Annotated in this window: 25 protein-coding genes; 13 read left to right on the top strand and 12 right to left on the bottom strand. The window is 68.7% G+C overall.

Annotated features, from left to right (window positions below; genetic code table 11):
- From ACFYRU_RS12110 to ACFYRU_RS12100, 3 genes are read right to left on the bottom strand one after another with little or no spacing between them, the layout of a single operon-like run.
- Complete coding sequence (locus ACFYRU_RS12110; protein ID WP_387656533.1) at nucleotides 1–2,028, bottom strand: bifunctional aldolase/short-chain dehydrogenase; 2,028 nt, start codon at nucleotides 2,026–2,028, stop codon at nucleotides 1–3.
- A complete protein-coding gene (gene rhaI / locus ACFYRU_RS12105; protein ID WP_387656530.1) occupies nucleotides 2,029–3,192 on the bottom strand; it encodes an L-rhamnose isomerase in 1,164 nt (387 codons plus the stop codon).
- 3 nt (nucleotides 3,193–3,195) lie between these two features.
- Nucleotides 3,196–3,522: an L-rhamnose mutarotase gene (locus ACFYRU_RS12100; protein WP_387656529.1), complete on the bottom strand. Its 327-nt coding sequence runs from the start codon at nucleotides 3,520–3,522 to the stop codon at nucleotides 3,196–3,198.
- 189 nt (nucleotides 3,523–3,711) lie between these two features.
- Between ACFYRU_RS12100 and ACFYRU_RS12095 the strand changes: the two genes are divergently transcribed.
- Nucleotides 3,712–4,788, top strand: coding sequence for a LacI family DNA-binding transcriptional regulator (locus ACFYRU_RS12095; protein WP_387656526.1), 1,077 nt, complete (start codon nucleotides 3,712–3,714; stop codon nucleotides 4,786–4,788).
- Here the strand turns inward: ACFYRU_RS12095 and ACFYRU_RS12090 are convergent.
- Complete coding sequence (locus tag ACFYRU_RS12090; protein ID WP_387656523.1) at nucleotides 4,768–5,418, bottom strand: TetR/AcrR family transcriptional regulator C-terminal domain-containing protein; 651 nt, start codon at nucleotides 5,416–5,418, stop codon at nucleotides 4,768–4,770. The genes ACFYRU_RS12095 and ACFYRU_RS12090 overlap by 21 nt on opposite strands.
- An 84-nt stretch (nucleotides 5,419–5,502) precedes the next feature.
- On the opposite strand from ACFYRU_RS12090, the gene ACFYRU_RS12085 reads away from it, so the two are divergent.
- From ACFYRU_RS12085 to ACFYRU_RS12075, 3 genes are read left to right on the top strand one after another with little or no spacing between them, the layout of a single operon-like run.
- Complete coding sequence (locus ACFYRU_RS12085) at nucleotides 5,503–6,306, top strand: alpha/beta fold hydrolase (protein ID WP_387656520.1); 804 nt, start codon at nucleotides 5,503–5,505, stop codon at nucleotides 6,304–6,306.
- A 29-nt stretch (nucleotides 6,307–6,335) separates the two neighbouring features.
- Nucleotides 6,336–7,280: an aldo/keto reductase gene (locus ACFYRU_RS12080; protein ID WP_387656517.1), complete on the top strand. Its 945-nt coding sequence runs from the start codon at nucleotides 6,336–6,338 to the stop codon at nucleotides 7,278–7,280.
- A 43-nt stretch (nucleotides 7,281–7,323) separates the two neighbouring features.
- Entirely contained in the window at nucleotides 7,324–7,869 is a 546-nt protein-coding gene (locus ACFYRU_RS12075; RefSeq protein WP_387656514.1) for a DUF4240 domain-containing protein, read from the top strand.
- A 46-nt stretch (nucleotides 7,870–7,915) separates the two neighbouring features.
- Here the strand turns inward: ACFYRU_RS12075 and ACFYRU_RS12070 are convergent, their stop codons facing one another.
- The 3 genes from ACFYRU_RS12070 to ACFYRU_RS12060 are packed head-to-tail and all read right to left on the bottom strand — an operon-like array spanning nucleotide 7,916 to nucleotide 10,134.
- A complete protein-coding gene (locus ACFYRU_RS12070; protein ID WP_387656511.1) occupies nucleotides 7,916–8,545 on the bottom strand; it encodes a hypothetical protein in 630 nt (209 codons plus the stop codon).
- 12 nt (nucleotides 8,546–8,557) lie between these two features.
- Entirely contained in the window at nucleotides 8,558–9,784 is a 1,227-nt protein-coding gene (locus ACFYRU_RS12065) for an RNA polymerase sigma factor (RefSeq protein ID WP_387656508.1), read from the bottom strand.
- Nucleotides 9,781–10,134, bottom strand: coding sequence for a YciI family protein (locus ACFYRU_RS12060; RefSeq protein ID WP_387658092.1), 354 nt, complete (start codon nucleotides 10,132–10,134; stop codon nucleotides 9,781–9,783). The genes ACFYRU_RS12065 and ACFYRU_RS12060 overlap by 4 nt, the downstream gene beginning before the upstream one ends.
- Nucleotides 10,135–10,315: 181 nt before the next feature.
- On the opposite strand from ACFYRU_RS12060, the gene ACFYRU_RS12055 reads away from it, so the two are divergent.
- The 3 genes from ACFYRU_RS12055 to ACFYRU_RS12045 all read left to right on the top strand — a co-directional run bounded on the left by ACFYRU_RS12055 (nucleotide 10,316) and on the right by ACFYRU_RS12045 (nucleotide 12,336).
- Nucleotides 10,316–11,740 carry an MFS transporter gene (locus ACFYRU_RS12055; protein ID WP_387656506.1) on the top strand — a complete coding sequence of 475 codons (1,425 nt, stop codon included), beginning with the start codon at nucleotides 10,316–10,318 and terminating at the stop codon, nucleotides 11,738–11,740.
- Between the two features lie 10 nt (nucleotides 11,741–11,750).
- Nucleotides 11,751–11,906 (top strand): hypothetical protein, encoded by a 156-nt coding sequence (locus ACFYRU_RS12050; RefSeq protein WP_387656503.1) that lies wholly within the window; start codon nucleotides 11,751–11,753, stop codon nucleotides 11,904–11,906.
- A gap of 67 nt (nucleotides 11,907–11,973) precedes the next feature.
- Nucleotides 11,974–12,336 (top strand): YciI family protein, encoded by a 363-nt coding sequence (locus tag ACFYRU_RS12045; protein ID WP_387656501.1) that lies wholly within the window; start codon nucleotides 11,974–11,976, stop codon nucleotides 12,334–12,336.
- Here the strand turns inward: ACFYRU_RS12045 and ACFYRU_RS12040 are convergent.
- Nucleotides 12,307–13,047: an enoyl-CoA hydratase/isomerase family protein gene (locus tag ACFYRU_RS12040; RefSeq protein ID WP_387656498.1), complete on the bottom strand. Its 741-nt coding sequence runs from the start codon at nucleotides 13,045–13,047 to the stop codon at nucleotides 12,307–12,309. The genes ACFYRU_RS12045 and ACFYRU_RS12040 overlap by 30 nt on opposite strands.
- Before the next feature lie 194 nt (nucleotides 13,048–13,241).
- A complete protein-coding gene (locus tag ACFYRU_RS12035) occupies nucleotides 13,242–13,760 on the bottom strand; it encodes an ester cyclase (RefSeq protein WP_387656495.1) in 519 nt (172 codons plus the stop codon).
- Between the two features lie 26 nt (nucleotides 13,761–13,786).
- Between ACFYRU_RS12035 and ACFYRU_RS12030 the strand changes: the two genes are divergently transcribed.
- Together ACFYRU_RS12030 and ACFYRU_RS12025 are read left to right on the top strand one after the other, a co-directional pair.
- Nucleotides 13,787–14,464: a TetR/AcrR family transcriptional regulator gene (locus ACFYRU_RS12030; RefSeq protein WP_387656493.1), complete on the top strand. Its 678-nt coding sequence runs from the start codon at nucleotides 13,787–13,789 to the stop codon at nucleotides 14,462–14,464.
- 210 nt (nucleotides 14,465–14,674) lie between these two features.
- Nucleotides 14,675–15,595 carry an SH3 domain-containing protein gene (locus ACFYRU_RS12025; RefSeq protein ID WP_387656491.1) on the top strand — a complete coding sequence of 307 codons (921 nt, stop codon included), beginning with the start codon at nucleotides 14,675–14,677 and terminating at the stop codon, nucleotides 15,593–15,595.
- Nucleotides 15,596–15,641: 46 nt separating this feature from the next.
- Here the strand turns inward: ACFYRU_RS12025 and ACFYRU_RS12020 are convergent, their stop codons facing one another.
- Nucleotides 15,642–16,910: an FAD-binding oxidoreductase gene (locus tag ACFYRU_RS12020; protein ID WP_387656488.1), complete on the bottom strand. Its 1,269-nt coding sequence runs from the start codon at nucleotides 16,908–16,910 to the stop codon at nucleotides 15,642–15,644.
- A gap of 87 nt (nucleotides 16,911–16,997) precedes the next feature.
- Between ACFYRU_RS12020 and ACFYRU_RS12015 the strand changes: the two genes are divergently transcribed.
- Nucleotides 16,998–17,783 carry an aminoglycoside phosphotransferase family protein gene (locus ACFYRU_RS12015; protein WP_387656486.1) on the top strand — a complete coding sequence of 262 codons (786 nt, stop codon included), beginning with the start codon at nucleotides 16,998–17,000 and terminating at the stop codon, nucleotides 17,781–17,783.
- On the opposite strand, the gene sigJ is transcribed toward ACFYRU_RS12015, so the two are convergent.
- The gene (gene sigJ, locus ACFYRU_RS12010) at nucleotides 17,722–18,600 is read right to left on the bottom strand and encodes an RNA polymerase sigma factor SigJ (protein ID WP_387656483.1); all 879 of its coding nucleotides are present in this window, start codon (nucleotides 18,598–18,600) and stop codon (nucleotides 17,722–17,724) included. The two genes, ACFYRU_RS12015 and sigJ, sit on opposite strands and share 62 nt — an antisense overlap.
- Before the next feature lie 222 nt (nucleotides 18,601–18,822).
- On the opposite strand from sigJ, the gene trpD reads away from it, so the two are divergent.
- The 3 genes from trpD to ACFYRU_RS11995 are packed head-to-tail and all read left to right on the top strand — an operon-like array spanning nucleotide 18,823 to nucleotide 21,241.
- Complete coding sequence (gene trpD, locus ACFYRU_RS12005) at nucleotides 18,823–19,863, top strand: anthranilate phosphoribosyltransferase (protein WP_387656481.1); 1,041 nt, start codon at nucleotides 18,823–18,825, stop codon at nucleotides 19,861–19,863.
- Entirely contained in the window at nucleotides 19,863–20,786 is a 924-nt protein-coding gene (locus ACFYRU_RS12000; protein ID WP_387656478.1) for a sigma-70 family RNA polymerase sigma factor, read from the top strand. Before trpD ends, ACFYRU_RS12000 begins: the two co-directional genes overlap by 1 nt.
- A gap of 53 nt (nucleotides 20,787–20,839) precedes the next feature.
- Entirely contained in the window at nucleotides 20,840–21,241 is a 402-nt protein-coding gene (locus tag ACFYRU_RS11995) for a YybH family protein (protein ID WP_387656475.1), read from the top strand.
- A 16-nt stretch (nucleotides 21,242–21,257) separates the two neighbouring features.
- Here ACFYRU_RS11995 and ACFYRU_RS11990 read toward each other — a convergent pair whose 3' ends face one another.
- A complete protein-coding gene (locus ACFYRU_RS11990; RefSeq protein ID WP_387656472.1) occupies nucleotides 21,258–22,028 on the bottom strand; it encodes an alpha/beta fold hydrolase in 771 nt (256 codons plus the stop codon).

Below are 22,028 nucleotides of genomic sequence, written 5' to 3'. Positions count from 1 at the left end.
CTAACGCAGGAACGCGGCGGCCACGCCGGCGTCGACGGGTACGTGCAGGCCGGTCGTGTGCGTGAGGTCGCCGCCGGTCAGCGCGAACACCGCGGCCGCGACGTTCTCCGGCAGCACCTCGCGCTTGAGCAGCGTCCGCTGCGCGTAGTACGCACCGAGCTCCTCTTCCGGTACGCCGTACACCGCGGCCCGCTTCGCGCCCCAGCCGCCGGCGAAGATCCCGGAGCCGCGGACGACGCCGTCCGGGTTCACGCCGTTCACGCGGATCCCGTACTCGCCGAGCTCGGCCGCGAGCAGCCGGACCTGGTGCGCCTGATCGGCCTTCGCCGCGCCGTACGCGACGTTGTTCGGGCCGGCGAACACCGAGTTCTTGCTGGAGATGTAGACGATGTCGCCACCCATCCCCTGGTCGATCAGCACCTTCGCGGCAGCACGCGACACCAGGAACGAGCCCTTCGCCATCACGTCGTGCTGCAGGTCCCAGTCGCGTTCGGTTGTCTCCAGCAACGACTTGGAGATCGACAGGCCGGCGTTGTTGACGATCAGGTCGACGCCACCGAAGGCGAGTACGGCGTCCCGCAACGCGGCCTCGACCGCTTCCGCGGAGGACACGTCCGCGGCCACCGCCACGGCCACGTCGGTGGAGCCGATCTCCTTCGCCGCGGCCTCGGCGGCCGCCTGGTCCAGGTCGGCGACGACGACACACGCCCCCTCGGCCGCGAGCCGCTGCGCGATCGCCTTGCCGATCCCGGAACCACCGCCGGTCACGAAGGCCACCCGCGTGGCCAACGGCTTCGGACGAGGCATCCGCTGCAGCTTCGCCTCTTCGAGCGCCCAGTACTCGATCCGGAACTTCTCCCGCTCGTCGATCGGCGCGTACGACGACACCGCCTCGGCGCCGCGCATCACGTTGATCGCGTTCACGTAGAACTCGCCCGCCACCCGCGCGGTCTGCTTGTCCTTCCCGAACGAGAACATCCCCACGCCGGGGACAAGCACGATCGCCGGATCAGCCCCCCGCATCGCCGGACTGTCCGCCTCGGCGTACGCGTTGTAGTACGCCTCGTAGTCCGCGCGGTACTGGGTGTGCAGCTCCTTCAACCGGGTAACACATTCGTCCACCGCCGCCGACGGGGGCAAATCCAGTACGAGGGGCCGGACCTTCGTACGGAGGAAGTGGTCCGGGCAGGACGTACCCAACTGGGCGAGCGAATGCAGTTTCTCGCGCGACAGGAACTCGAGTACTGCCTCCGAGTCGTTGAAGTGGCCGACCTGTGGATTGTCTGTTGACGCCAGCCCACGGATGAAAGGCGCGAGTGCGGCTGCCTTGGTTCGGCGTTCGTCTGCCGGGAGTGGCTCGTGGACGACGGCGCCGAAGGGCTCGGGTACGCCGCGGTCGGTGAGGAACTGTTCCGCGGTGCGGATGATGTCGAGGGCGTTCGCCTCGCACTCCTCCGAGGTCGCGCCCCACGCGGTGATGCCGTGGCCGCCGAGGATGCAGCCGATCGCCTGCGGGTTGTCGCGCTTGACGGCCGCGATGTCGAGCCCGAGCTGGAACCCGGGCCGCCGCCACGGCACCCAGACCACCCGGTCGCCGAAGCACTCGGCCGTCAGTTTCTCGCCGTCCGCCGCGGTCGCCAGCGCGATCCCGGAGTCCGGGTGCAGGTGGTCGACGTGCGGGGCGTCGACCAGCCCGTGCATCGCGGTGTCGATCGACGGTGCCGCGCCGCCCCTGCCGTGCAGGCAGTAGTCGAACGCGGCAACCATCTCGTCCTCACGGTCGACGCCCGGGTAGACGTCGACCAGCGAGTGCAACCGGTCGAGCCGGAGCACCGCCAGCCCCTTCTCGGTGAGGGTTCCGAGGTCGCCGCCCGACCCCTTCACCCAGAGCAGCTCGACCGGCTGCTGCGTCACCGGATCGGTCGCGGAACCCTTGGCCGACGTGTTGCCGCCGGCGTAGTTGGTGTTGCGCGGATCGGCACCGAGTCGGTTGCTGCGCGCAACGAGTTCGGCCGCGGTGTCACTCACTTATGCTCCCCATCCGGCTTGCTGACCGCCTTGACGGTCCTTGGTGATCTGGTCGAAGTACCCGCTGCGCTTGTAGGCGGCGATCGGGTCCCGGTCCAGGCCCTGCGACTCGCGCAGCTCGGCGAGCAGCGGGCGTACGTCGGTGTTGTACGCGTCCATCAGCGCCGCGTTGGCACCGAGTACGTCGCCTTCCTGCTGGGCCGTACGCAGTACGTCGCGGTCGACCAGCAGCGCCTTGGCGGTGGCCTCCTGGACGTTCATCACCGAGCGGATGATCGCGGGGATCTTCTCCTCGATGTTGTGGCACTGGTCGAGCATGAAGGCGATCCCGGCGTCCGGGTCGAGCGCGTCGCCGCGGACGATCTCGTTCATGATCCGGAACAGCTGGAACGGATCGGCCGCGCCGACCATCAGGTCGTCGTCGGCGTAGAACCGGCTGTTGAAGTCGAACGCGCCGAGCTTCTTGGTGCGCAGCAGGAACGCGACGATGAACTCGATGTTCGTCCCGGGCGCGTGATGCCCGGTGTCGATGCAGACCGTTGCCTTCGGCCCCAGTTCGAGACAGTGCGCGTACGACGTACCCCAGTCCGGCACGTCCGTGGTGTAGAAGGCCGGCTCGAACAGCTTGTACTCGAGCAGCATCCGCTGGTCGTCGCCGAGCCGCTCGTACACCTCCCGCAACGCCTCGGCGAGCCGCTCCTGGCGGTCCTGGATGTCGTCCTGGCCCGGGTAGTTCGTGCCGTCGGAGAACCACAGCTTCAGGTCCCGCGACCCGGTCTGGTCCATGATGTCGACGCACTCGAGCAGGTGGTCCGTGGCCTTGCGCCGTACCGCGGGGTCCGGGTTCGTCACGCTGCCGAGCTTGTAGTCGTCGTCCTGGAACACGTTGCTGTTGATCGCGCCGAGCCGAACGCCCTGCTCCTTCGCGTACGCAGACAGCGCCGCGTAGTCCTCGACCTTGTCCCACGGGATGTGCAGCGCCACGCTCGGCGCGACACCGGTGTACTTGTGCACCACGGCCGCGTCGGCGATCTTCTCCTCCGGCGAGCGCGGTACGCCGGGCTGGGTGAAGACCTTGAACCGGGTGCCCGAGTTCCCGAACGCCCACGAGGGCAGCTCGATCTCCTGGCGGCTCAGCGCGGCCTTCGCGGCATCGGGTGTCATGGGTCAGACCTCTTTCAGGTGGAAGATCTCGGGCAGCAGCAGGAACGCCTCGTCGGGTGGCCGGCCGTCGATGCCGGTGAAGAACTCCGCCATCTGCGCCTGCCACCGGGCGTTCACCTCGGTGGCGGCCATCGCCTTCTGCGCCGCCTCCAGGTCGTCGGACTCGACGTACCCGATCAGCAGGCCGTCGTCGCGGAGGAACAGCGAGTAGTTGTGCCACCCGGACGCACGCAGCGCGGCCTGCATGTCGGGCCAGACGTCGCGGTGCCGGTCGACGTACTCGTCGAGCCGGTCGGGCCGGACCTGCAGGCAGAAGCAGTAACGGTTCACGGCGGTACCTCTGCTCTGGGCGGTCTGTGAAAGGTTTCAAGAGCGTGCCCTGACGCTAAGCGGGCGTACGGGTGGGAGTCAAGAGCCTGCCCAGCTTTTACGACCGGTTCCGGCACGGTGCAACCGCGATCCGACCGGAACCGGGTATTCTTCGGCAGCTAACACGTTTCAAGTGCGCAGGGAGGTCTGGTGTCCGTCGACGACGCGGAAGCCCTGCCCGAGCGCACCCGGCGGCGCGGTGCGCCTAAGCCGCACGCGGCCGGCGTCAAGGCGGTGGCCGCGGCCGCCGGGGTCTCCCTCGGCACCGTCTCGAACGTGCTGAACCGGCCCGAGGTGGTCAGCCCGCTGACCCGCGCGAAGGTCGAGGCGGCGATGGCCTCGCTCGGCTTCGTCCGCAACGAATCCGCCCGCCAGCTCCGGGCCGGCTCGAGCCGGATCCTCGCGTACCTGATGCTCGACGCCGGCAACCCGTTCTTCACCGACGTCGCGAAGGGCGTCGAGGAGGCGGCGCAGGCGGCCGGGCTGTCGGTCTTCCTGTGTACGAGCAGCGAGGACGCCGACCGCGAGGCGGCGTACCTGGACCTGCTCGAACAGCAACGCGTCCAGGGCATCCTGATCACGCCGATCGACCAGAACTCGTCCCGCCTGCTCAAGCTCCCGTCCCGCGGTACGCCGGTGGTCGTCGTCGACCGCACCCTCGACAGCGCGACGCACTGCTCGGTCGCGGTGAACGACGTCCTCGGCGGTGAGCTCGCGATCGCGCATCTGCTCGAGCTCGGCCACGAGCGGATCGCGTACGTCGGCGGCCCGAACACGATCGGCCAGGTCGTCGACCGGCGCGACGGCGCCCGGCGCGCGCTGCGGACCGCCGGGAAGCCGATCGCGGACCTGATCGAACTGACCACCGGCGCACTGACCGTCGCCGAAGGCAGGGGCGCAGGGCAACGACTTGCGGGGCTGCCCGCGGACCGTCGGCCGACGGCCGCCTTCTGCGCAAACGATCTGCTGGCGTTGGGATTGCTGCAGCAGTGCGTGAGCCTCGGTCTGCGCGTTCCGGAGGACCTGGCGATCGTCGGGTACGACGACATCGAGTTCGCCGAGGCCGCCGCCGTGCCGCTCACGTCGGTCCGTCAGCCGCGCCAGCTGCTCGGCCGGACCGCCGCGGAACTGCTGCTCGACGAGTCGTCGAACCCGGACCACGAGCACCAGCGCGTCACGTTCACGCCGGAGCTGGTCGTCCGTACGTCAACGCGCGGGACCACCTAGTCCGTACGCGGCCAGGAAGACGTCGGCCGCCTGGTCGGCGAGCTTGGTGAGCTCGGTGCCGTCGGCGCGCTGCCGGGTGCCGGCGAACATCGCGCGGTTCATCGGCTTGTACATCACCAGACCTGCGAAGTGGTACGCCGCCAGGGTCGGATCGTCCAGCTGCCGCAGCAGACCGCGATCGCTCAGCCTGGTCAGCGCCTGCCCGAGCGCCTCGAGCGACTTCTCGAAGCCGCTGTTGAACCACGCGCCGCATACCTCGGGAAAGCGGTCGGCCTCGGCGATCACCAGTCGCCGGAGCTGCAGGACGCTGTCCGCGGTCAGGCTCTGGAGCAGGCGGTGCGCCAGCGCGCGCAGCGCCTCGCGGGCGTCCGCGGCCCCCTCGAGCGTGTCGACGTACGCCTGGAAGAGGCCGTCCAGCAGCTGGTCGCTGGTGCCGAGCACGATCTCGGCGAACAGGCGTTCCTTGTTCTCGAACTGTTTGTAGACGGTCTGCTTGGAGACGCCGGCCTTCGCGGCGACCTCGTCCATGCTCGCGCCCTGGTACCCGTGCTGGAGGAAGGCCTCGGTGGCCGCGGCCAGGATCGCGCGGCGTTTGCGGGGCGTCCGTCCTTCGACCTCTGTCAGCTCCATGCCGAAAATCATACTAGACAGTCCAGTTCTCTGCCTAGTACTGTACGGTCTAGTTCCAGCCGACCCCCTGTGAGGAGAAGAACCATGAGCACCGTGACCTCGGCCGACGGCACCACGATCGGCTTCGACGCGTACGGCAACGGCCGGCCGCTGATCCTGATCGACGGCGCGACCGCGCACCGGGCGGTGAACCCGACGAACGCCCAGGTCGGCGAGCTGTTGAGCGACGACTTCCGGACCTACGTCTACGACCGGCGCGGGCGGGGCGAGAGCACCGACACCGCGCCGTACGCGATCCAGCGCGAGATCGAGGACCTCGGCGCCCTGATCGAGGACGCTGGCCAGCCGGCGATCCTGTTCGGCTGGTCGTCGGGCTGCCTGCTGGCGCTGGACGCGGCCGCGGCCGGGTTGCCGATCGCGGGCCTGGTGCTGTTCGAGCCGCCGGTCGTCGTCGACGACGTACGGCCGCCGCTGCCGTCGGACTACGTCGAGCAGCTCGACGCGTTCGTCGCCGAAGGGCGCCGGGACAAGGCGGCCGAGCTGTTCATGACCGCGGCCGCCGGAATGCCCGCCGAGGCGGTGGCGGGGATGAAGCAGTCGCCGTACTGGGCTCCGCTCGAGGAGATCGCGCACACGATCGCGTACGACGGCCGCATCATGGGCACCACGATGTCCGGCAACCCGCTGCCCACGGACCGCTGGGCGGACGTCAAGGTGCCGGTGCTGGTGCTGTACGGCGACCAGACCTGGCCGGCGCTGTCCGCCGGGGCGCAGGCCGTCGGCTCGATGCTGGCTACGGCGACGGTTCGGGCGATCCCGGGCGAGAACCACTCGACCGAGGCGTCGACGCTGGCGCCGGTGCTGCGCGAGTTCGCCGACTTGACCTAGACAGAGCTCTAGCTTGTTGGATCGTGCTCATGGTGAATCTTGCGCTGGGCGCGATGGAGTACGGGACGCGGATCGACGAGGAGACCTCGTTCCGGTTGCTGGACGCATTTGTGGACGCAGGCGGCGAGTGGATCGACACCGCGAACTGCTACGCGTTCTGGCAGGACCCGAGTGGACACGGTGGTCAGAGTGAGGAGCTGCTCGGGCGGTGGCTGGCGCAGCGTCCCGGTGTACGGGACCGGATCAAGCTGGCCACCAAGGTCGGCTGTGAGCCGCTCTGGCCCGGCAGCTACCCGGAGCACTCGGAGGGCCTGAGTACGAAGGCGATCGACGCCGCCCTCGAGACCTCGCTCCGACGACTGGGTGTCGACCACATCGACCTGTACTGGGCACACCGCGACGACCGTTCCACTCCGCTGGAGGAGACCGCCGCCGCGTTCGGCAAGCACGCCACGAACGGCACCATCGGTCGCATCGGCCTGTCGAACTACGCACTGTGGAGGGCAGAGCGCATGCATGGCCTGGCGCAGCAGCAGGGTGTAGTCGGCCCGACCGCGCTGCAGCTCCGCTACTCGTACCTGCAGCCGCGGCCGTTCGTCCGCGGTCACAGCCACGACCACCGGTTCGGCTGGATCACCGACGAGGTCCTGGACTACGCCGAGAACAACCCGGAGCAGCAGCTGTTCGCGTACAGCCCGCTGATGTCAGGCGCGTACGAGAACCGCGCAGACCGCCCCATCGACCCAGCCTTCGACCACCCCGGCACCACTCGCCGCCTTGAAGCCCTGAACGACGTAGCAACCTCGCTGAACACCACACGCTCCGCAGTGGTCCTGGCCTGGCTCACGGGCGGCACCCCAGCCGTCACCCCCATCGTCGGCATCAGCACCGACACCTACCTGACCACAGCCCTCACCGGCGCCGGCCTGGAGCTGACCGCAGACCAGCGAAAGCAACTGGACGAGGTCTGGTAGTTGACCCTCCCGTTGGACCCTGGTCCGGTGAGATGGTTTGAGGGTGGACAAGGACGGGTTCTGGGGTCTGGTCGAGGATGCGCGGGCCTCGGTGGATGACACCGTGGCTGATCCGGACGGGGTTGCGGACGCGCTGACCAAGGTGCTGGGGACGGCTCGGACCGAGGAGATCGTGGGGTTCGGGGCCGAGCTTGCGCGGTTGCAGGTCGAGTCGTACCGCTGGGACCTGTGGGCGGCGGCGTACCTGATCAACTCGGGTGCCTCCGAGGACGGGTTCGACTCGTTCCGGGGCTGGTTGCTGGCCCAGGGGCGAGAGGTCTGGGAGGCCGCGCTGGCGGACCCGGACTCGCTCGCCGACGTGGTGGACGAGGACCGGCCGGAGGGGTTCGAGGGGTTCGACGGGGAAGGGATGCTGCACGTCGGCAGTCACGCGTACAAGAACGTGACCGGCGACGAGGCGGCGTACTGGAAGGCCGTCGACGCGGACGCGCCGGACACCCCGGACCTGCCGGCGGGTGCGGAGATCGACTTCGATGACGAGGACGACCTCACCAGCCACCTGCCCCGCCTCGCCGCGCTGTACCTCTAGGTTGGGGAGGATCTTCCACCCGGTTCGGGACGAAATCCTCCCCAGGTCAGCCCGGTTCGCCGCTGAGGCGCTCGATCGCGTTGCGCAGCCGGCGGCGCCAGCCGGACTGTCCGGCTTCGTCGTCGGCGGCGGCGAGGCTGACCAGGTGCTGGGCTGTCTCGAAGCCCTCGTCGACCACAGTGGTCTGCTCGATCTCACGGGTCGCCCAGCCGAACCCGTCCGGTACGAGCAGCTCGGGTACGAGTGCCTCGTGGCTGAGCGACGTCAGCTCCTTGTCGCCGTTCCCGATGCTGAAGATGGTCGTACCTCGCCGTCGTACGTCGCTGATCCGCTCCAGCAGCGTGTCCGTAGGCGCGTCCTCGGCGACCACGAGCAACGACTCGCCACGGCCCGCGTCGCGCAGCCGGTCCAGGCCGATCGCCAGGTGTGGTGGAGCATCCGGCGGTGGTGCCCAGCGAACCAGTGAAGGTCGCATGTCCTCGACGCCGGCCATGCGCAGCTCGTCGTCCAGGTGTGCGGTCAGGTGCCAGGGCTCGTCGTCGACCGGGCCGAACAGCATCAGCCCGCTGCGTCTGGTCGTGAACCGCCGCAGCGCGTAGCCGAACTGCGTGGTCCGGCTGCCCAGCTCGGTGCCGCTCAACATCTCCCGGAGGAGGGAGGCCCTGGTGAGATCCACCCCTCCAACATCTCATGCCAGCCGGTCGGCCTTCGACTGCAAGTAGTGCCGCTCCGGAACACTCGTAGTACGCCGTGCCGCCAACAGATAGCTCTCACGCGCAGCAGCCACGTCACCGGACATCTCCAGCAGATGCGCGCGCACAGCCTCGAGGCGGTGGTTCATGCGATCGTCGGACTCCAGTGGCTCGAGTACGGCGAGGCCCTCCTTCGGACCGATCGCCATGCCGACCGCTACCGCGTGGTTGAGCTTCACCATCGGGTTGTCGACCAACTGCTCGAGTACGTCGTACAGCGCCACGATCTGCCGCCAGTCCGTCTCCTCCGCACGCTCCGCCGTGTCGTGCACCGCTGCGATCGCCGCCTGCACCTGGTACGGCCCGAGTTGTGTCCGGGTGAGTGCATCGCTCACCAGCGCCTCACCCTCGACGATGGCGGCCCTGTCCCACTTGGAACGGTCCTGCTCGGACAGCGGGATCAGTGCGCCGTCCGTACCGGTACGGGCCGCCCGGCGGGCGTCCGTCAGCAGCATCAGCGCCAGCAGCCCGGCCACCTCGCCGTCGTCGGGCAGCAGCTTCCGTACGCCACGTACCAGCCGGATCGCTTCCGTGGTGAGCTCCGCGCTGTGCAGCGACGTACCGGACGACGCCGTGTACCCCTCGTTGAAGATCAGGTACAGCACGTGCAGTACGGCGCCCATCCGCTCGTCCCGCTCCGCCTCGGGCGGCAGCTCGAACGTACTGCCCGCCTGCTTGATGCTCCGCTTGGCCCGGCTGATCCGCTGCGCCATGGTCGATTCCGGCACCAGAAACGCGGCCGCGATCTGCGCCGTACTGAGACCGCCGACCGCACGCAGCGTCAGCGCGATCTGCGACGCCGGCGACAGTGCCGGATGACAGCAGAGGAACAGCAGGGTCAGTGTGTCGTCGCGCCCGCCCGGGTCGTCGATCTCGGGGCCTGCGGCAACGAACTCCTCCGGGGCGGCGAGCTGTGCGGCGTTCTCCTCGCGCCGGCGGCGAGCCGACTCGCTCCGGAGCAGGTCGGTGAGCCGCCGCGAGCCGACCCGGATCAGCCAGCCCCGCGGGTTGGCCGGTACGCCCTCCTCGGGCCACTGCTGCGCGGCCGCGAGCAGCGCTTCCTGCACCGCCTCCTCAGCCAGGTCGAAGTGGCCGTAGTGCCGGACGAGCGCACTCAGCACCTGCGGTGCCTGCTCACGCAGCAGCAGGTCGAACGTAGTCACATCTCCAACCCAGACATGTCCATCACCGGCCGTACCTCCACGGCCACGTACTCGGCGTCCGGCAGCCGGGCCGCGTACCCGATCGCCTGGTCGATGTCGTCGCACTCGACCAGGTAGAACCCGGCCAGGTGCTCCTTCGCCTCCGCGTACGGTCCGTCCGTCGTGGTGGCCGTGTCGTCGACGACCCGTACGGTCCGCGTGGTGATCGGGTCAGCCAGACCGGCCGCGCTGACCAGCAGGCCCTGTTCGGTCAGCTCTTGGGAGATCGACTCGTGCGCATGCACCAAGCCCTCGCGCTGCGCGGCGGACAGGCCTTCCCAGCTCTCGGCGTTGCTGTAGATCAGCAGCATGTACTTCACAGGCACCATCCTGTCCCCGGCGGAGGCCGCGGTGACCTCCAGTCAACAGGTACGTCGAAGCAGACCGGCCGTACTTCGACAGTTCCCGTATGTCGAAGTACAGCAGGTCGGCACCGACGTCTCCGGTGAGTGACGCTCAGCCGGGGCGTCCCGCCCGTACTGGAGATCGCTGATGGTGACCGAATCGAAGCGCTGGCTGGCGCTCGCGCTGCTGTGTCTGACCGGGTTCATGATCATCCTGGACGCGTCGATCGTGCTGGTCGCGATCCCGTCGATCGAGCGGGAGCTGACGTTCTCGACCGGCGGCGTGCAGTGGGTGCCGAGTGGGTACGCCCTCATGTTCGGCGGCCTGCTGCTGCTCGGCGGGCGGATCTCCGACCTGCTGGGACGACGCCGTGTGTTCATGACCGGGCTGCTGCTGTTCGCGGGGTCCTCCTTGCTGTGCGGGTTCGCGTGGAGTGGTGACGCCCTGGTGCTCGCCCGCGGTCTGCAGGGTGCAGCAGCCGCCGTGCTGGCTCCCAGTGCGTTGTCGATCGTGATGACCACCTTCCCGTCCGGTCCTGATCGCAACAAGGCGCTGGGGATCTGGGGCGCAACCAGCGGCGTCGGCGGTACAGCAGGGTCGCTCATCGGCGGACCTGTGACGGACGGACTCGGCTGGCAGTGGATCTTCTTCATCAACGTGCCGGTGTGCGTACTGGTCGTCGTACTGGCGCCAGTACTACTACTGGACAGCCGTGGACCCGGCCGCCGCCGCTTCGACGTAGCCGGTGCAGCGACTGTCACGGCCGCGCTCATCGTGCTGGTGTACGCCGTGATCGAAGCCCCTCAGTCCTCGTGGATCCGGACCGTTCTGCTGGTGCTGCTGTCAGGACTCCTGTTCGGGCTGTTCGTGCTTGTGGAGCGGCGGTCCGCCGCGCCGCTCGTACCGCTGCGGCTCTTCCGCTCGCGGGCACTGGTCGGCGGAAACCTCATCACGATCAGCTGGGGCTTGGCGGCGTTCGGGCTCAACTTCGTCTACACGCAGTACGCACAGCTCGCGCTTGGTGCGTCAGCGGTTCGCTACGGCCTCATGTCCGCGGTACTCGCTGCAGCGGCGGTGGGCGGCTCGATGATCGGACAGCACCTGGTCACCCGCGTCGGACCGCGCGTGGTCGCCTTCGTCTCGCTGTTGATCGCAGGAGCCGGTACGACGCTGATGACCCAGCTCACGGTGACGTCGGGGTACTTCGAGCTCGCGTTCTGGGGTCTGACGATCTTCGGCGTGGGACTGGGCGCCGGTTCGGTCGCCGGCTCGATCGCGTCGCTGAGCGAGGTTGCGGGCGAGGACGCGGGCGTCGCGTCCGGTCTGCAGAACGCCAGCTTCCAGATCGGCGGTGCCGTCGGCGTCGCGGCGGTCTCCGCCGTCGCCACCGCGAGTACGCGGGGAACCACGCCGGGGGACCTGGTGCACGGCGACCGGATCGCCTTCGCGACCGTGTGGGCGTTCATCGTGATCGGCCTGACCGGCTGCCTGCTGGTCAAACGCCCGTTGGAGGTTCACGGCTCCGCGAGTGGGCACCGGAAGGCCGTCGTCGCCGCCAGGCGGCCCAGCTGAAGGAGGTCCCATGCTGATCCTCGGCCTGATCCTGTTGATCCTCGGGTTCGTGCTGAACGTATCGATCCTGTGGACGATCGGCATCATTCTGCTCCTGGTCGGAGCTGTGTTCTGGATCCTCGGCGCCACCGGCCGCGCGGTCGGCGGGCGAAGAGTCTGGTACTGACCGAGAAGCCGGCAGAACCCCGCGCTTGCGCGGGGTTTCTGTCCGTCCGGCTCGTTACGTTGAGGCCATGAAGTACGTCGTGATGATCTTTCGGAGCGTCGACCGGGTGTGGACCGCGGACGACGATGCCGCCCTCGCGCGGTTGATCCGGCTCGAGCAGGAGCTGGCCGAGTCCGGTGAACTGGTCAGCTCGGAAGGGCTGCGGCCACCGGCGGAAGGCCGGATCGTGCAGGTTCGGGACGGTCAGCAGGTGGTGACCGACGGGCCGTTCGGCGAGGCGAAGGAACAGCTCGCCGGGTTCTACCTGGTCGACGCGCGCGACGACGAACACGCGCAGGCACTGGCCGGTCGGGTGTCGGCCGCGGTCGGCGACCGGGTCGAGCTTCGCGGCACCGTCATTTCATCGGGGATGCCGGACGAACTTCGGTGACCGCTTCTGGGTGAAGGCCTCGATTCCTTCGGCGAGTTCGCCGGACGCGATCGTCTCGCGGTACCGGCGTGCTGCTGCCGCGTCCGCGTCCGCGCCGTTCAGCAACGCGTTCACCGACTCCTTGGCCGACCGGATCGTCAGCTGCGACCGCGATACCAGCGTCTCCGCGAACGCCTCGGCCGCGGCCATCGGGTCGTCGACCACGCGGTCGACCAGGCCCTTCGACTCGGCCTCGGCGGCGGTCAGCAGTTCGCCGCTGAACAGCAGGTACTTCGTGGTCGCCGGACCGACCAGGTCGAGCAGCACCTTGATCGCGGCCGGCGGGTAGACGACGCCGATCCGCGCCGGCGTCACGCCGAAGCTCGCGTCCCGGGCCGCGAACCGGAAGTCGCAGTTCACGGCGATCTCCAGGCCGCCACCGATGCAGTGCCCGCGGACGACCGCGACCGTCGGCTTGGGGAACTCCCGTAGCGCTTCCTGCGCCCGCAGGTTCGACGCTCGGAGCTCGGCCATCGGGTCGTCCGGGTCGTCGCCGGAGATCAGCTCGCGGATGTCCGCACCGGCCGAGAAGCTCGGCCCGTCGCCCGTCACGAGGAGAACCTTCACCTCGTCGTCTGCCGCAAGCCCAGCGAGCAAGCCGGGCAGCTGCTCCCACATCGCGCGCGTCAACGCGTTCCGCTTCGCCGCCCGGTCGATCACGAGCCGGGCCACCTGGCCACCTTCGACCCGAAATCCCACCCCCGCAGTGAACCGCAATCCACAGCCACCCCGCCGCGCCGTGGATCACATACGGCTCAAGGCGGACCTGCAGCACCCACCATCGCCGGCGCCGGCCGCTCCTCCCCGCTCAGCCGCACGCCGATTCTGCCGCCAAGGCGGACATAGTGAGTGCCGCAGGTCCGGCCTCACATCGCCGCGCGCTTGGCGCGCGCCTTGGCTCGGGCCATTCGGAGCAGGTAAGCCGGCGTCGGCGGGACCCAGCCGAGCTGCTGCGCCTGGCCGAGGTCGTCGCGGTTCGCCCAGTGATCGACGATCTGCCCGTCCAGTACGCGCAACCAGTGGGACTGGGTGACCGCGAACTCCTTGCCGGTCGGCGGGAACGCGGTGTCCACCTCACCCTCCGGCGTCCACACCACGAACGGCGCGACGTGCCGCCCGCGCATCGTCGCGTGCACCGCCACCAGGTTGCCATCGGCAACAACCTGATGGATGTCGTACGCCAGCCCTTCGAAGGCCGTCCGCAACCACAGCGCGGTCGCGTAGTACCCGGCCGGTCCGCCGACCCGGCACGCCGGCGGCTCGACCCGGCCCTCCCGGTTGACCGCGTCCGGGTGGATCAGTTCGTCGAAGTCGGCCCGCTCCCCGTCGGCCATCAGCAGGATGCTGCGGACGGCGACGTCACCCGCATGTGTTGTCGTACTCATCAGGTCCCCCATTTATTAGATACAGTATGACTGTACTCAAAAGCATCGGATCGGTGATGGCGGAAGTCAAGAGGACGTACGACGCGAGCTCCCGGCGCGAGCGGGCCCGGCAGCGACGCCTGGACGTGGTGCTCGCCGCGCAGGAACTGTTCGACGCGCAGGGTTTCCAGGCGACCACGATCAGCGCGGTCGCCCGCCGGGCCGGCGTCTCGGCGGAGAGCATCTACAAGGGCTTCGGCACCAAGGCCGCGCTCGCGAAGGCGGTCTTCGACTACGTCATCGCCGGCGACGACGAGCCGGTCCCGATGGCGGAGCGCCCGCACATCCAGGCGATCCACGACGAGCCCGACGTACGGCAGAAGATCCGGCTGTACCTCACCGGCGCCGGGGAACGGCAGCAACGGTCGGCCCGGGTACAGATCCTGATCCGGGACGGGCGGCACAGCGACGAGTCGCTGCGCGAGACCTGGCAGACCTTGCTCGACGAGCGCCTGACCGGCATGACGATGTTCGGCCGGCACCTGTACGGGACCGGTGACCTGCGGCCCGGGATCACCCTCGACGAGGTCGTCGACGTGCTCTGGACGTACATCTCGGTCGAGCTGTACGAGCTGCTCGTACTGCTCCGCGGCTGGCCGCTCGAACGGTACGAGCAACACCTCGGGACCGCGATCGTCGCGGCCTTGTGCCGACCAAGCGTTTGATCTCGGAACGATCACTTCCGGATAGCGGTCGGATCACGGCGTGGGCCCGCCGGTGGATGTTCGCAATGCGTTAAGACTGGGGGCCGATTCGAACCGGCGCGGCGAAGTGTGCTTGACTCCTGCGGTCGATAACGTTTTGGTCTCGGCAGATTGGGTCAACAAGTGTCAGGTCGACATAGACAGGCGCGGCACCGGCAGTCGCGTGCGAAGGTGCTCCAGCCCGGTATCGCGAAGGTTGCGATCCCCGGCGCGGCAGTCGCCATGGTGGCCACCGGTTCGGCAGCCGCCTTCCCCAGCCAGCACGTCCAGCTCGACCCGTCGATCGCCAGCTCGTCCCTGCAGCTGTCGCGCGACACCCAGATCAGCCGGGACGCCCTGCGGCCGCCGATCAACCCGACCACCGCTCCGAGCGCCGCGCCGAAGCCGACCGCGTCGCCGTCGGCCAAGCACCTGAAGAAGCAGGCGCCGATCCCGTCGCCGACGTCCGCGAAGACCCGGGCCGCCCAGGACCTGCAGGCCGCGACGCCGAAGATCTCCGGCACGAAGTACACGACCACCGACGTGAACCTGTGGTCGCTGCCGCTCACCGGCATCCTGCTGGACGTGATCCCGAAGGGCACCAAGGTCTCGGTCACCGGCAAGGTCGACGGCCTGTACGCCGAGGTCGTCACCGACGGCAAGTCCCGCTGGGTCAAGGCGCAGTACCTGTCCGCGACCAAGCCCGTCGCCGACGTCGTCGGGTCGTTCTCGCAGGCTGCCTGCAAGTCCGGCTCCGGGATGGAGGACGGCCTCACCCCGGACGCTATCCGCGTACACCGGGCGATCTGCGCGATGTATCCCGACATCACGTCGTACGGCGGTCTGCGGGCCGGCGATACGGGCTCCGAGCACGCGACCGGGCACGCGATCGACATTATGATCAACAGCGCGTCGGAGGGCCAGGCGATCGCCGACTGGCTGAAGGCGAACTACAAGAAGCTCGGCGTCAGCCAGCTGATCTGGGAACAGCACATCTGGACGGTGCAGCGCAGCAGCGAGGGCTGGCGGGCGATGCCGGATCGCGGCAGCGCGACCGCCAACCACATGGACCACGTCCACGTGTCTGTGTACGGCAACTCCGGCACGGTTTGATCCTTCAACGAACAAGCGGCCCAGGGCGGGGACCTGGGCCGCTTTGCTACGGCTTGATGTTCGCGTTCAGGTGGAAGAAGTTCGCCGGGTCGTAGGCGCGCTTCACCTCGCGCAGCCGCTGCAGGTCCGCGGCGCCGTACGCGGTGTCCGCCCGGCCTGGGTCGCCGAGGAAGTTCACGAACGTACGGCCGGAGTCGGGAAGGCCGGTGACCTCGCGATCGATGATCAGTGAGTACGCGGCCTCGCGGTGCCCGACCGGTCCGGCGCCAGGGCCCGGGTGGGCCATCGCGCCGCCCCAGTGCCGTACCTCGACCGTCGCGTCCTCGAGTTCGGTCACGACGTCGATGACCTCGTCGGTCAACGTGTCCAGGAAGTCCAGGTGCCGCGCGGGCGTGCCGCCCATCGCGGCGTCGGCGTACTCGACGGTCTTCAGCTCGCCCGCCAGTCGCGGACCGGCTGTCGCGAACAGCGGCTTGAGCAGGTGTTCGGCGAGTTCGGCGGGGCCGGCGTACAGGACCTTGATCGCGACGGCACGCTGCTCGGTGCCGGGGACGCGGGTCAGGACGACGGCGGTGCTCAGGTCGTTCGGGATCGTCGCCGTCCAGTCGCGGTACGCGCGGAGGATCACGGCGGCGCGGTCGATGCCGTAGTACACGATGCCGGCGTGTACCTGGCGGACCGGGTACAGGCGGAACTCGAGCGACGTGACGACGCCGAAGTTGCCGGTGCCGCCGCGGATCGCCCAGAACAGGTCCGGGTGCTGCTCGGCGCTTGTGCTGACGAACCGGCCGTCGGCGGTGACGACCTCGGCGCGGATCACGCTGTCCGCCGCGAAGCCGTACTTGCGGGCCAGCCACCCGACGCCGCCGCCGAGCGTGTACCCGGTGACGCCGACGTCGCGGTGCGAACCGGACAGCGGGGCGAGCCCGAACTGCCGTGCCGCGTCCAGTACCGCACCCCAACGAGCGCCCGGCGCCACCTTCGCGATCCGCCGCTCCGGGTCGATCAGCACGGTCGTCATCGGCGTGGTCTTCAGCAGGATCCCGCCGTCCGCCGGTACGCGCGTCCCGTGCCCGGTCGCCTGCACCGCGAGCGGTACGCCGTACTCCCGGGCGGTCCGTACGGCCGCCTGTACGTCGGTCCGCCCGTACGCCTCGGCGATCACGAGCGGCCGCGAATCCACCGACGGAATCACCGACCGCCGCTGCTCGTCGTACTCCGCCTCACCCGGCAGGTGCACGGCCCCGTTGAACCCGGCCCCCAACAGCCCCGCCACCACGTCCCGCGTACCCGCCACCACTGCCTGCGTAGACATCCGGTCCACTCCCTCGCCGTATCCGCTTCTGCCCATACGTCGAAGGAGGCGCCCCCGAATAGACACACCCCGGCAAACTTTCTTCCGATGACCCACAACGTCGAACTCACCGACACGACAGCCACCAAGCACTACACGTCCTGGTCCCGCCAAGAACCGGCCCGCGAACTGGCCGCCCTAACCCTTCTCACCAAGGCCACCCCAGACCTGACCCCCACCCCACTCGCCTCCGCCGACGCGCCGACGCCCTGGCTGCGAATGACCCGCCTACAGGGCCACCCCCTCACACCCCCAGTCACCCCCGCTGAACTCACAGCACTAGGCGACGCACTCGAGAAGCTCTGGTCAACCACATCCGAGCCCCTCGACCCGATCGATCTGCCCGCACTCGTAGACCGCACCCGCAAAGGCCTGACCACCCTCCGCACAAGAGCGGGAGTGATAGGACAGGCAGCCACCACCTGGCTGACCAACCAACCCCAAGATCTGACCGACGTACAAGACCCGGTAGTAGCCCACGGCGACCCCAACCTCAGCAACTACCTGTGGGACGGCACAACCATCCGCATCATCGACTTCGAAGACGCCGGCCGTGGCGACCGCACCGTAGAGCTGGCCAACCTGGTCGAACACCTCTCCTGGCGCACAACAGACCCGACCCCGCTGCTGCAACGCTTCCAGACACCACCGGAGCGTTTCCAAGCAGCCAGGCTTCTCTGGGCAGGCTTCTGGCTGACCCTCATCGCTCCAGGCGGCCCCAGCGCACACCGCAACCCGCCAGGCACCGCGGAAGCCCAGGCCCACCGTCTACTCAGGCTGGCAGCGGAACAACCTCCAGGCGCTCCACATCCGCCAAGATGTCCAGCTCGGTGATCATCCCGTCCGTCACAGTGAACGCCAGGACCCCCATCAGCCGCCCGTTGACCACGGTGATCAACCCAGGCATCCCGTTGACCATCGCGACCTGCAGGTACGGCGCCATCCGCCCGAACATGAGCGCCTGCTCCACAACCTCCTTCGCCCCACGCACCAGCTTCGACACGGCCGGCCCGGCGTACTGCGCGCTCGCTGCACCCGCGTCTGCCCGCAGCAACACGTCCGGGTCGAGCAGCGACAGCAGTGCCTCGAAGTCCCCGCCACGCGACGCCGCCATGAACGCCTCGACGATCACCCGCTGCCGGCTCACATCCCCGTCACTGGTGGGCGCGCCCTGGACCCGCCGCCGCGCCCGGCTGGCCAGCTGACGGGTCGCGGCCGGCGACTTGTCCACAATCGTCGCGATCTCGTCGAACCCGACCCCGAACATGTCGTGCAGCACGAACGCCAGCCGCTCCGCCGGCGACAGCGTCTCCAGTACGACGAGCAGCGCCAGCCCGATCGCGTCCGCCTGGACCGCCTCGTCCTCCGGCCCGAGTTCACCGAGCACCGGGTCCGGTACGTACGTGTCCAGCGTGTCCTCCCGCCGCGACTTGCGACTGCGCAGCATGTCCAGACACACCCGCGACACCACCGTGGTCAGCCAGCCACCCAGATTGCCGACGTCGCTCACGTCCGTACGGCTCAACCGCAGCCAGGCCTCCTGTACGGCGTCCTCAGCCTCCGTCAGCGACCCGAGCATCCGGTAGGCGACCGCACGCAGGTGCCCACGGTTCTCCTCGAACCGTCGCGCCAACTGCTCATGCTCGTCCACCACTACCCTCCTCAGAAGCCCTGACGAATCAGCCCCCCATGATGTGACAGCTGCTCCGGGCCGCGGGCAGAGGGGGTAAGGTCGGAGCATGTTCTTGCGCGCTGGTATGTGGTGGGCCGTCTGCTGACGGCCTGAACCTGCGCGTATTCACCCGGCCGTCTCCTGCGAGGCGGCCGTTGTCATGTTCTCCTCGTGGGCGGCCCTGCACCCTGAGGAATGCCGATGGCAACAACGCTCCGGACGTGGTCCGGTCTGATCTCCGCGCTTCTGGCCGGCTCCGACCTGTCGTCAGCGGACACCAGCTGGGCCATGGACCAACTGGTGCTGGGTGACGCGTCACCTGCCCAGATCTCGGGCTTCCTGATCGCCCTGCGCGCCAAGGGCGAGACCGCGGACGAGCTCAACGGCCTGGCCACTGTCCTGCGCTCGCATGCAACCCCGGTGCAGATCCACGGACCGTTCGTGGACATCGTCGGCACCGGTGGTGACCGTACTGGCGCAGCGAACATCTCCACGATGGCCGCGGTAGTCGTCGCCGCTACAGGAGTAACCGTGGTCAAACACGGTGGCCGTGCCGCCTCTTCGTCGGCTGCCGGCTCCGGCGACCTGGTCGAGCACCTGGGCGTACCGCTCGACCTGTCCCCAGCTGAAGCAGCACAGACAGCCGCAGACATCGGCCTGACGTACCTGTTCGCTCCACGCTTCAACCCCGCTCTCCGCCACGTAGCAGTCGTACGACGTGAACTCGCGGTCCCGACCGCGTTCAACGTCCTCGCACCACTGCTCAACCCGGCAGATCCCCAGCACCAACTGGTAGGAGTCGCGAACGCCCGCATGCTCCCCGTACTCGCCGAAGCACTCGCAAAACAAGGGCGATCGGGACTGGTGGCAAGAGGCGACGACGGACTCGACAAGCTCACCACTACGGGCTACTCGCGCGTCTGGGTAGTACACAACGGGTCCACGGCTGAGGTGGTGTTCGACCCGCGCTCCCTCGGTCTACGACCGTCCTCACTCGCCGACCTCCGTGGCGGCGACGCAGCATTCAACGCGCAACTCCTGCGCGGGCTCGTCGATGGAGAACGCGGACCTGTGCGGGACGTCGTACTGCTCAATGCCGCGGCCGCACTGGCGACCCTGTCGTTGGAGGACGGGTTGGAGCAATTGCCGGACTGTTTCGAGCGGTGCACGGAGGCGGTCGACAGTGGACGTGCTGCAGCGGTACTGGATCGCTGGACCACCCACTCGTTAGCGTGCAGGTGATGACTGAGCTGCTTGCGGCCGCACGCGCGGGTGACGAGCACGCTTTCGGACAGCTGGTCGAGCCGTGGCGTGGTGAGCTGCACGCGCACTGCTACCGCATGCTCGGTTCGAACGCCGACGCCGAGGACGCCGTACAGGAGACACTACTGCGCGCGTGGAACGGCCTGGGTGCGTACGAGGACCGCGGGTCGATCCGTCCGTGGCTCTACAGGATCGCCACGAACAGGTGCCTCACACTGATCGAACGGCGGGGACGCCGTGAGCTCGAGGCGCTCGACCCGTATCCGGAGAAACGGCTGGCGTGGACGTCGTCGCTGACACCAGAAGCCGAGCTGTTGGCGCTCGAGTCGGTGGAGCTCGCCTTCGTCGCCTCGTTGCAGCACCTGTCCGCTCTGCAACGCGCAGTACTACTGCTGCGCGACGTACTGGCGTTCAGCGCGCGTGAGGTCGCGGAGCAGTTGGAGACGTCAGTACCTGCCGTCAACAGCGCCCTGCAGCGCGCCCGGTCGGTGGTGAGTGCCGTACCGAGTCAGCAGGAGACCCTGCGCGCGCTGGGCGAGTCGGGCGAACGCGAACTCGTACGGCGCTACATGGCAGCGTGGGAAGCGCGTGACGTCGAGGCGATCGTGGCGATGCTGGCCGCGGACGCGAAGTACTCGATGCCACCGCTGCCCGACTGGTTCCAGGGACGGGACGCGATCCGCACGTTCTTGCTCGACGGACCGCTGCGGTCGGAGTGGCGGTTCCTGCCGGCCCGCGCGAACGGGCAGGTCGCGTTCGGTACGTACCTGCTCGAAGGCGACCGGTACGTGCCCGGCGGGCTCGACGTCGTCGTACTGCGTGGGACCGAGATCGTCGAGGTGGTGTCGTACCTCGAGGCGGACTTCCCGGCGTACGGACTACCGGCCGAACTGCCGCGATGAGTTTGCGCGATCTCCCGGGTTGTAGGGGGTAAAGCCCTCCCCGGAGGAGAAACATGACTGACGAGCAGCAGATCCGCACCCTGATCGAGAACTGGGTCGCCGCGGTCCACGCTGGCGACCTGGACACCGTGCTGGCGGATCACTCACCGGACATCGTGATGTTCGACGTCCCGCCGCCGTACGACGGCGTGCGCGGGCTGGCGGCGTACACCGAGACCTGGCCCGGCTTCTTCAAGTGGCAGCAGTCCGGCGCATCGTTCGAGCTGGAGTCGCTCGACGTGACCGCGGGCTCCGACGTCGCGTTCGCGTTCGCGCTCCTCCACTGCCGCACCACCGACGGCGACCCGCGAGTACTACTCCGTCTCACGATCGGCCTCCGCAAGCTAGCCGACCGCTGGACAGTCACGCACGAGCACCACTCGTTCCCCCACGACGACGCGTCGAATGGCAGCTGATCCACCAGCATGTGTCCTATCCGGTGTAGTTGCCTGCGAAGCGCAGGATGGTGTCGGTTACGAGTTGTGGTTCGCGGAGGCTGGGGAAGTGGTCGACGCCGGGCATCCAGATGAACTCGCAGTCGGGGATCCGGGCGGACGTGCCGCCGGCCACGGCTGCGAGGATCGGGCGGTCCTTGTCGCCGACCATGACGACGGTGGGCGCCTGGACGTCCTGCAGCCGGTCGTAGATGGGTGGATCCGGCTGCAGGTACTCGTCCTGCTCGAACCACGCCGGTACTGCAGCACGCAGCTGTGCGACCACGGCGTCGTCCGAGCCGGCCGCAGCCCACTCGCGAAGGCCGAACTGCACCAGCCCTTCTACATCCCGCTCGGCCGCGAGTACGTCGTACCGTGCGTCCAGCTCGGGTTCCTCGGGCCAGCGGAACCCGGGTACGCCCGGACACAGCAGGACCAGCCCGTGTGTCCGGTCCGGGTGCGCCAGCGCGAAGCTGAGCGCCGTACCGCCTCCCATCGAGCAGCCGACCAACAGGACTCGCTCCAGCTCCAGCTGGTCCAGCACGGTCTCCAGGTCCTTCAGCAAGGAGAACTCGGTCGTGGGTAGCGGCGAGCGGCCGTAGCCGCGTACGTCGTACCGGAGGACGCGGCGGCCGTCGAGCCCTGGCAGCTGAGGGTCCCAGACCCGCGAGTCACCGATGCCCGGGTGCAGCAGGACGATCGGTACGCCACCTCCTGCCTCATGCTCAGCCCAGACGCTGTCCTGCCCAACCGGAATCGTCAGCTCCAT

The organism is Kribbella sp. NPDC004536, assembly GCF_042873835.1.
Taxonomy (GTDB): domain Bacteria; phylum Actinomycetota; class Actinomycetes; order Propionibacteriales; family Kribbellaceae; genus Kribbella.
This window is presented reverse-complemented; position numbering and strand designations above follow the sequence as displayed.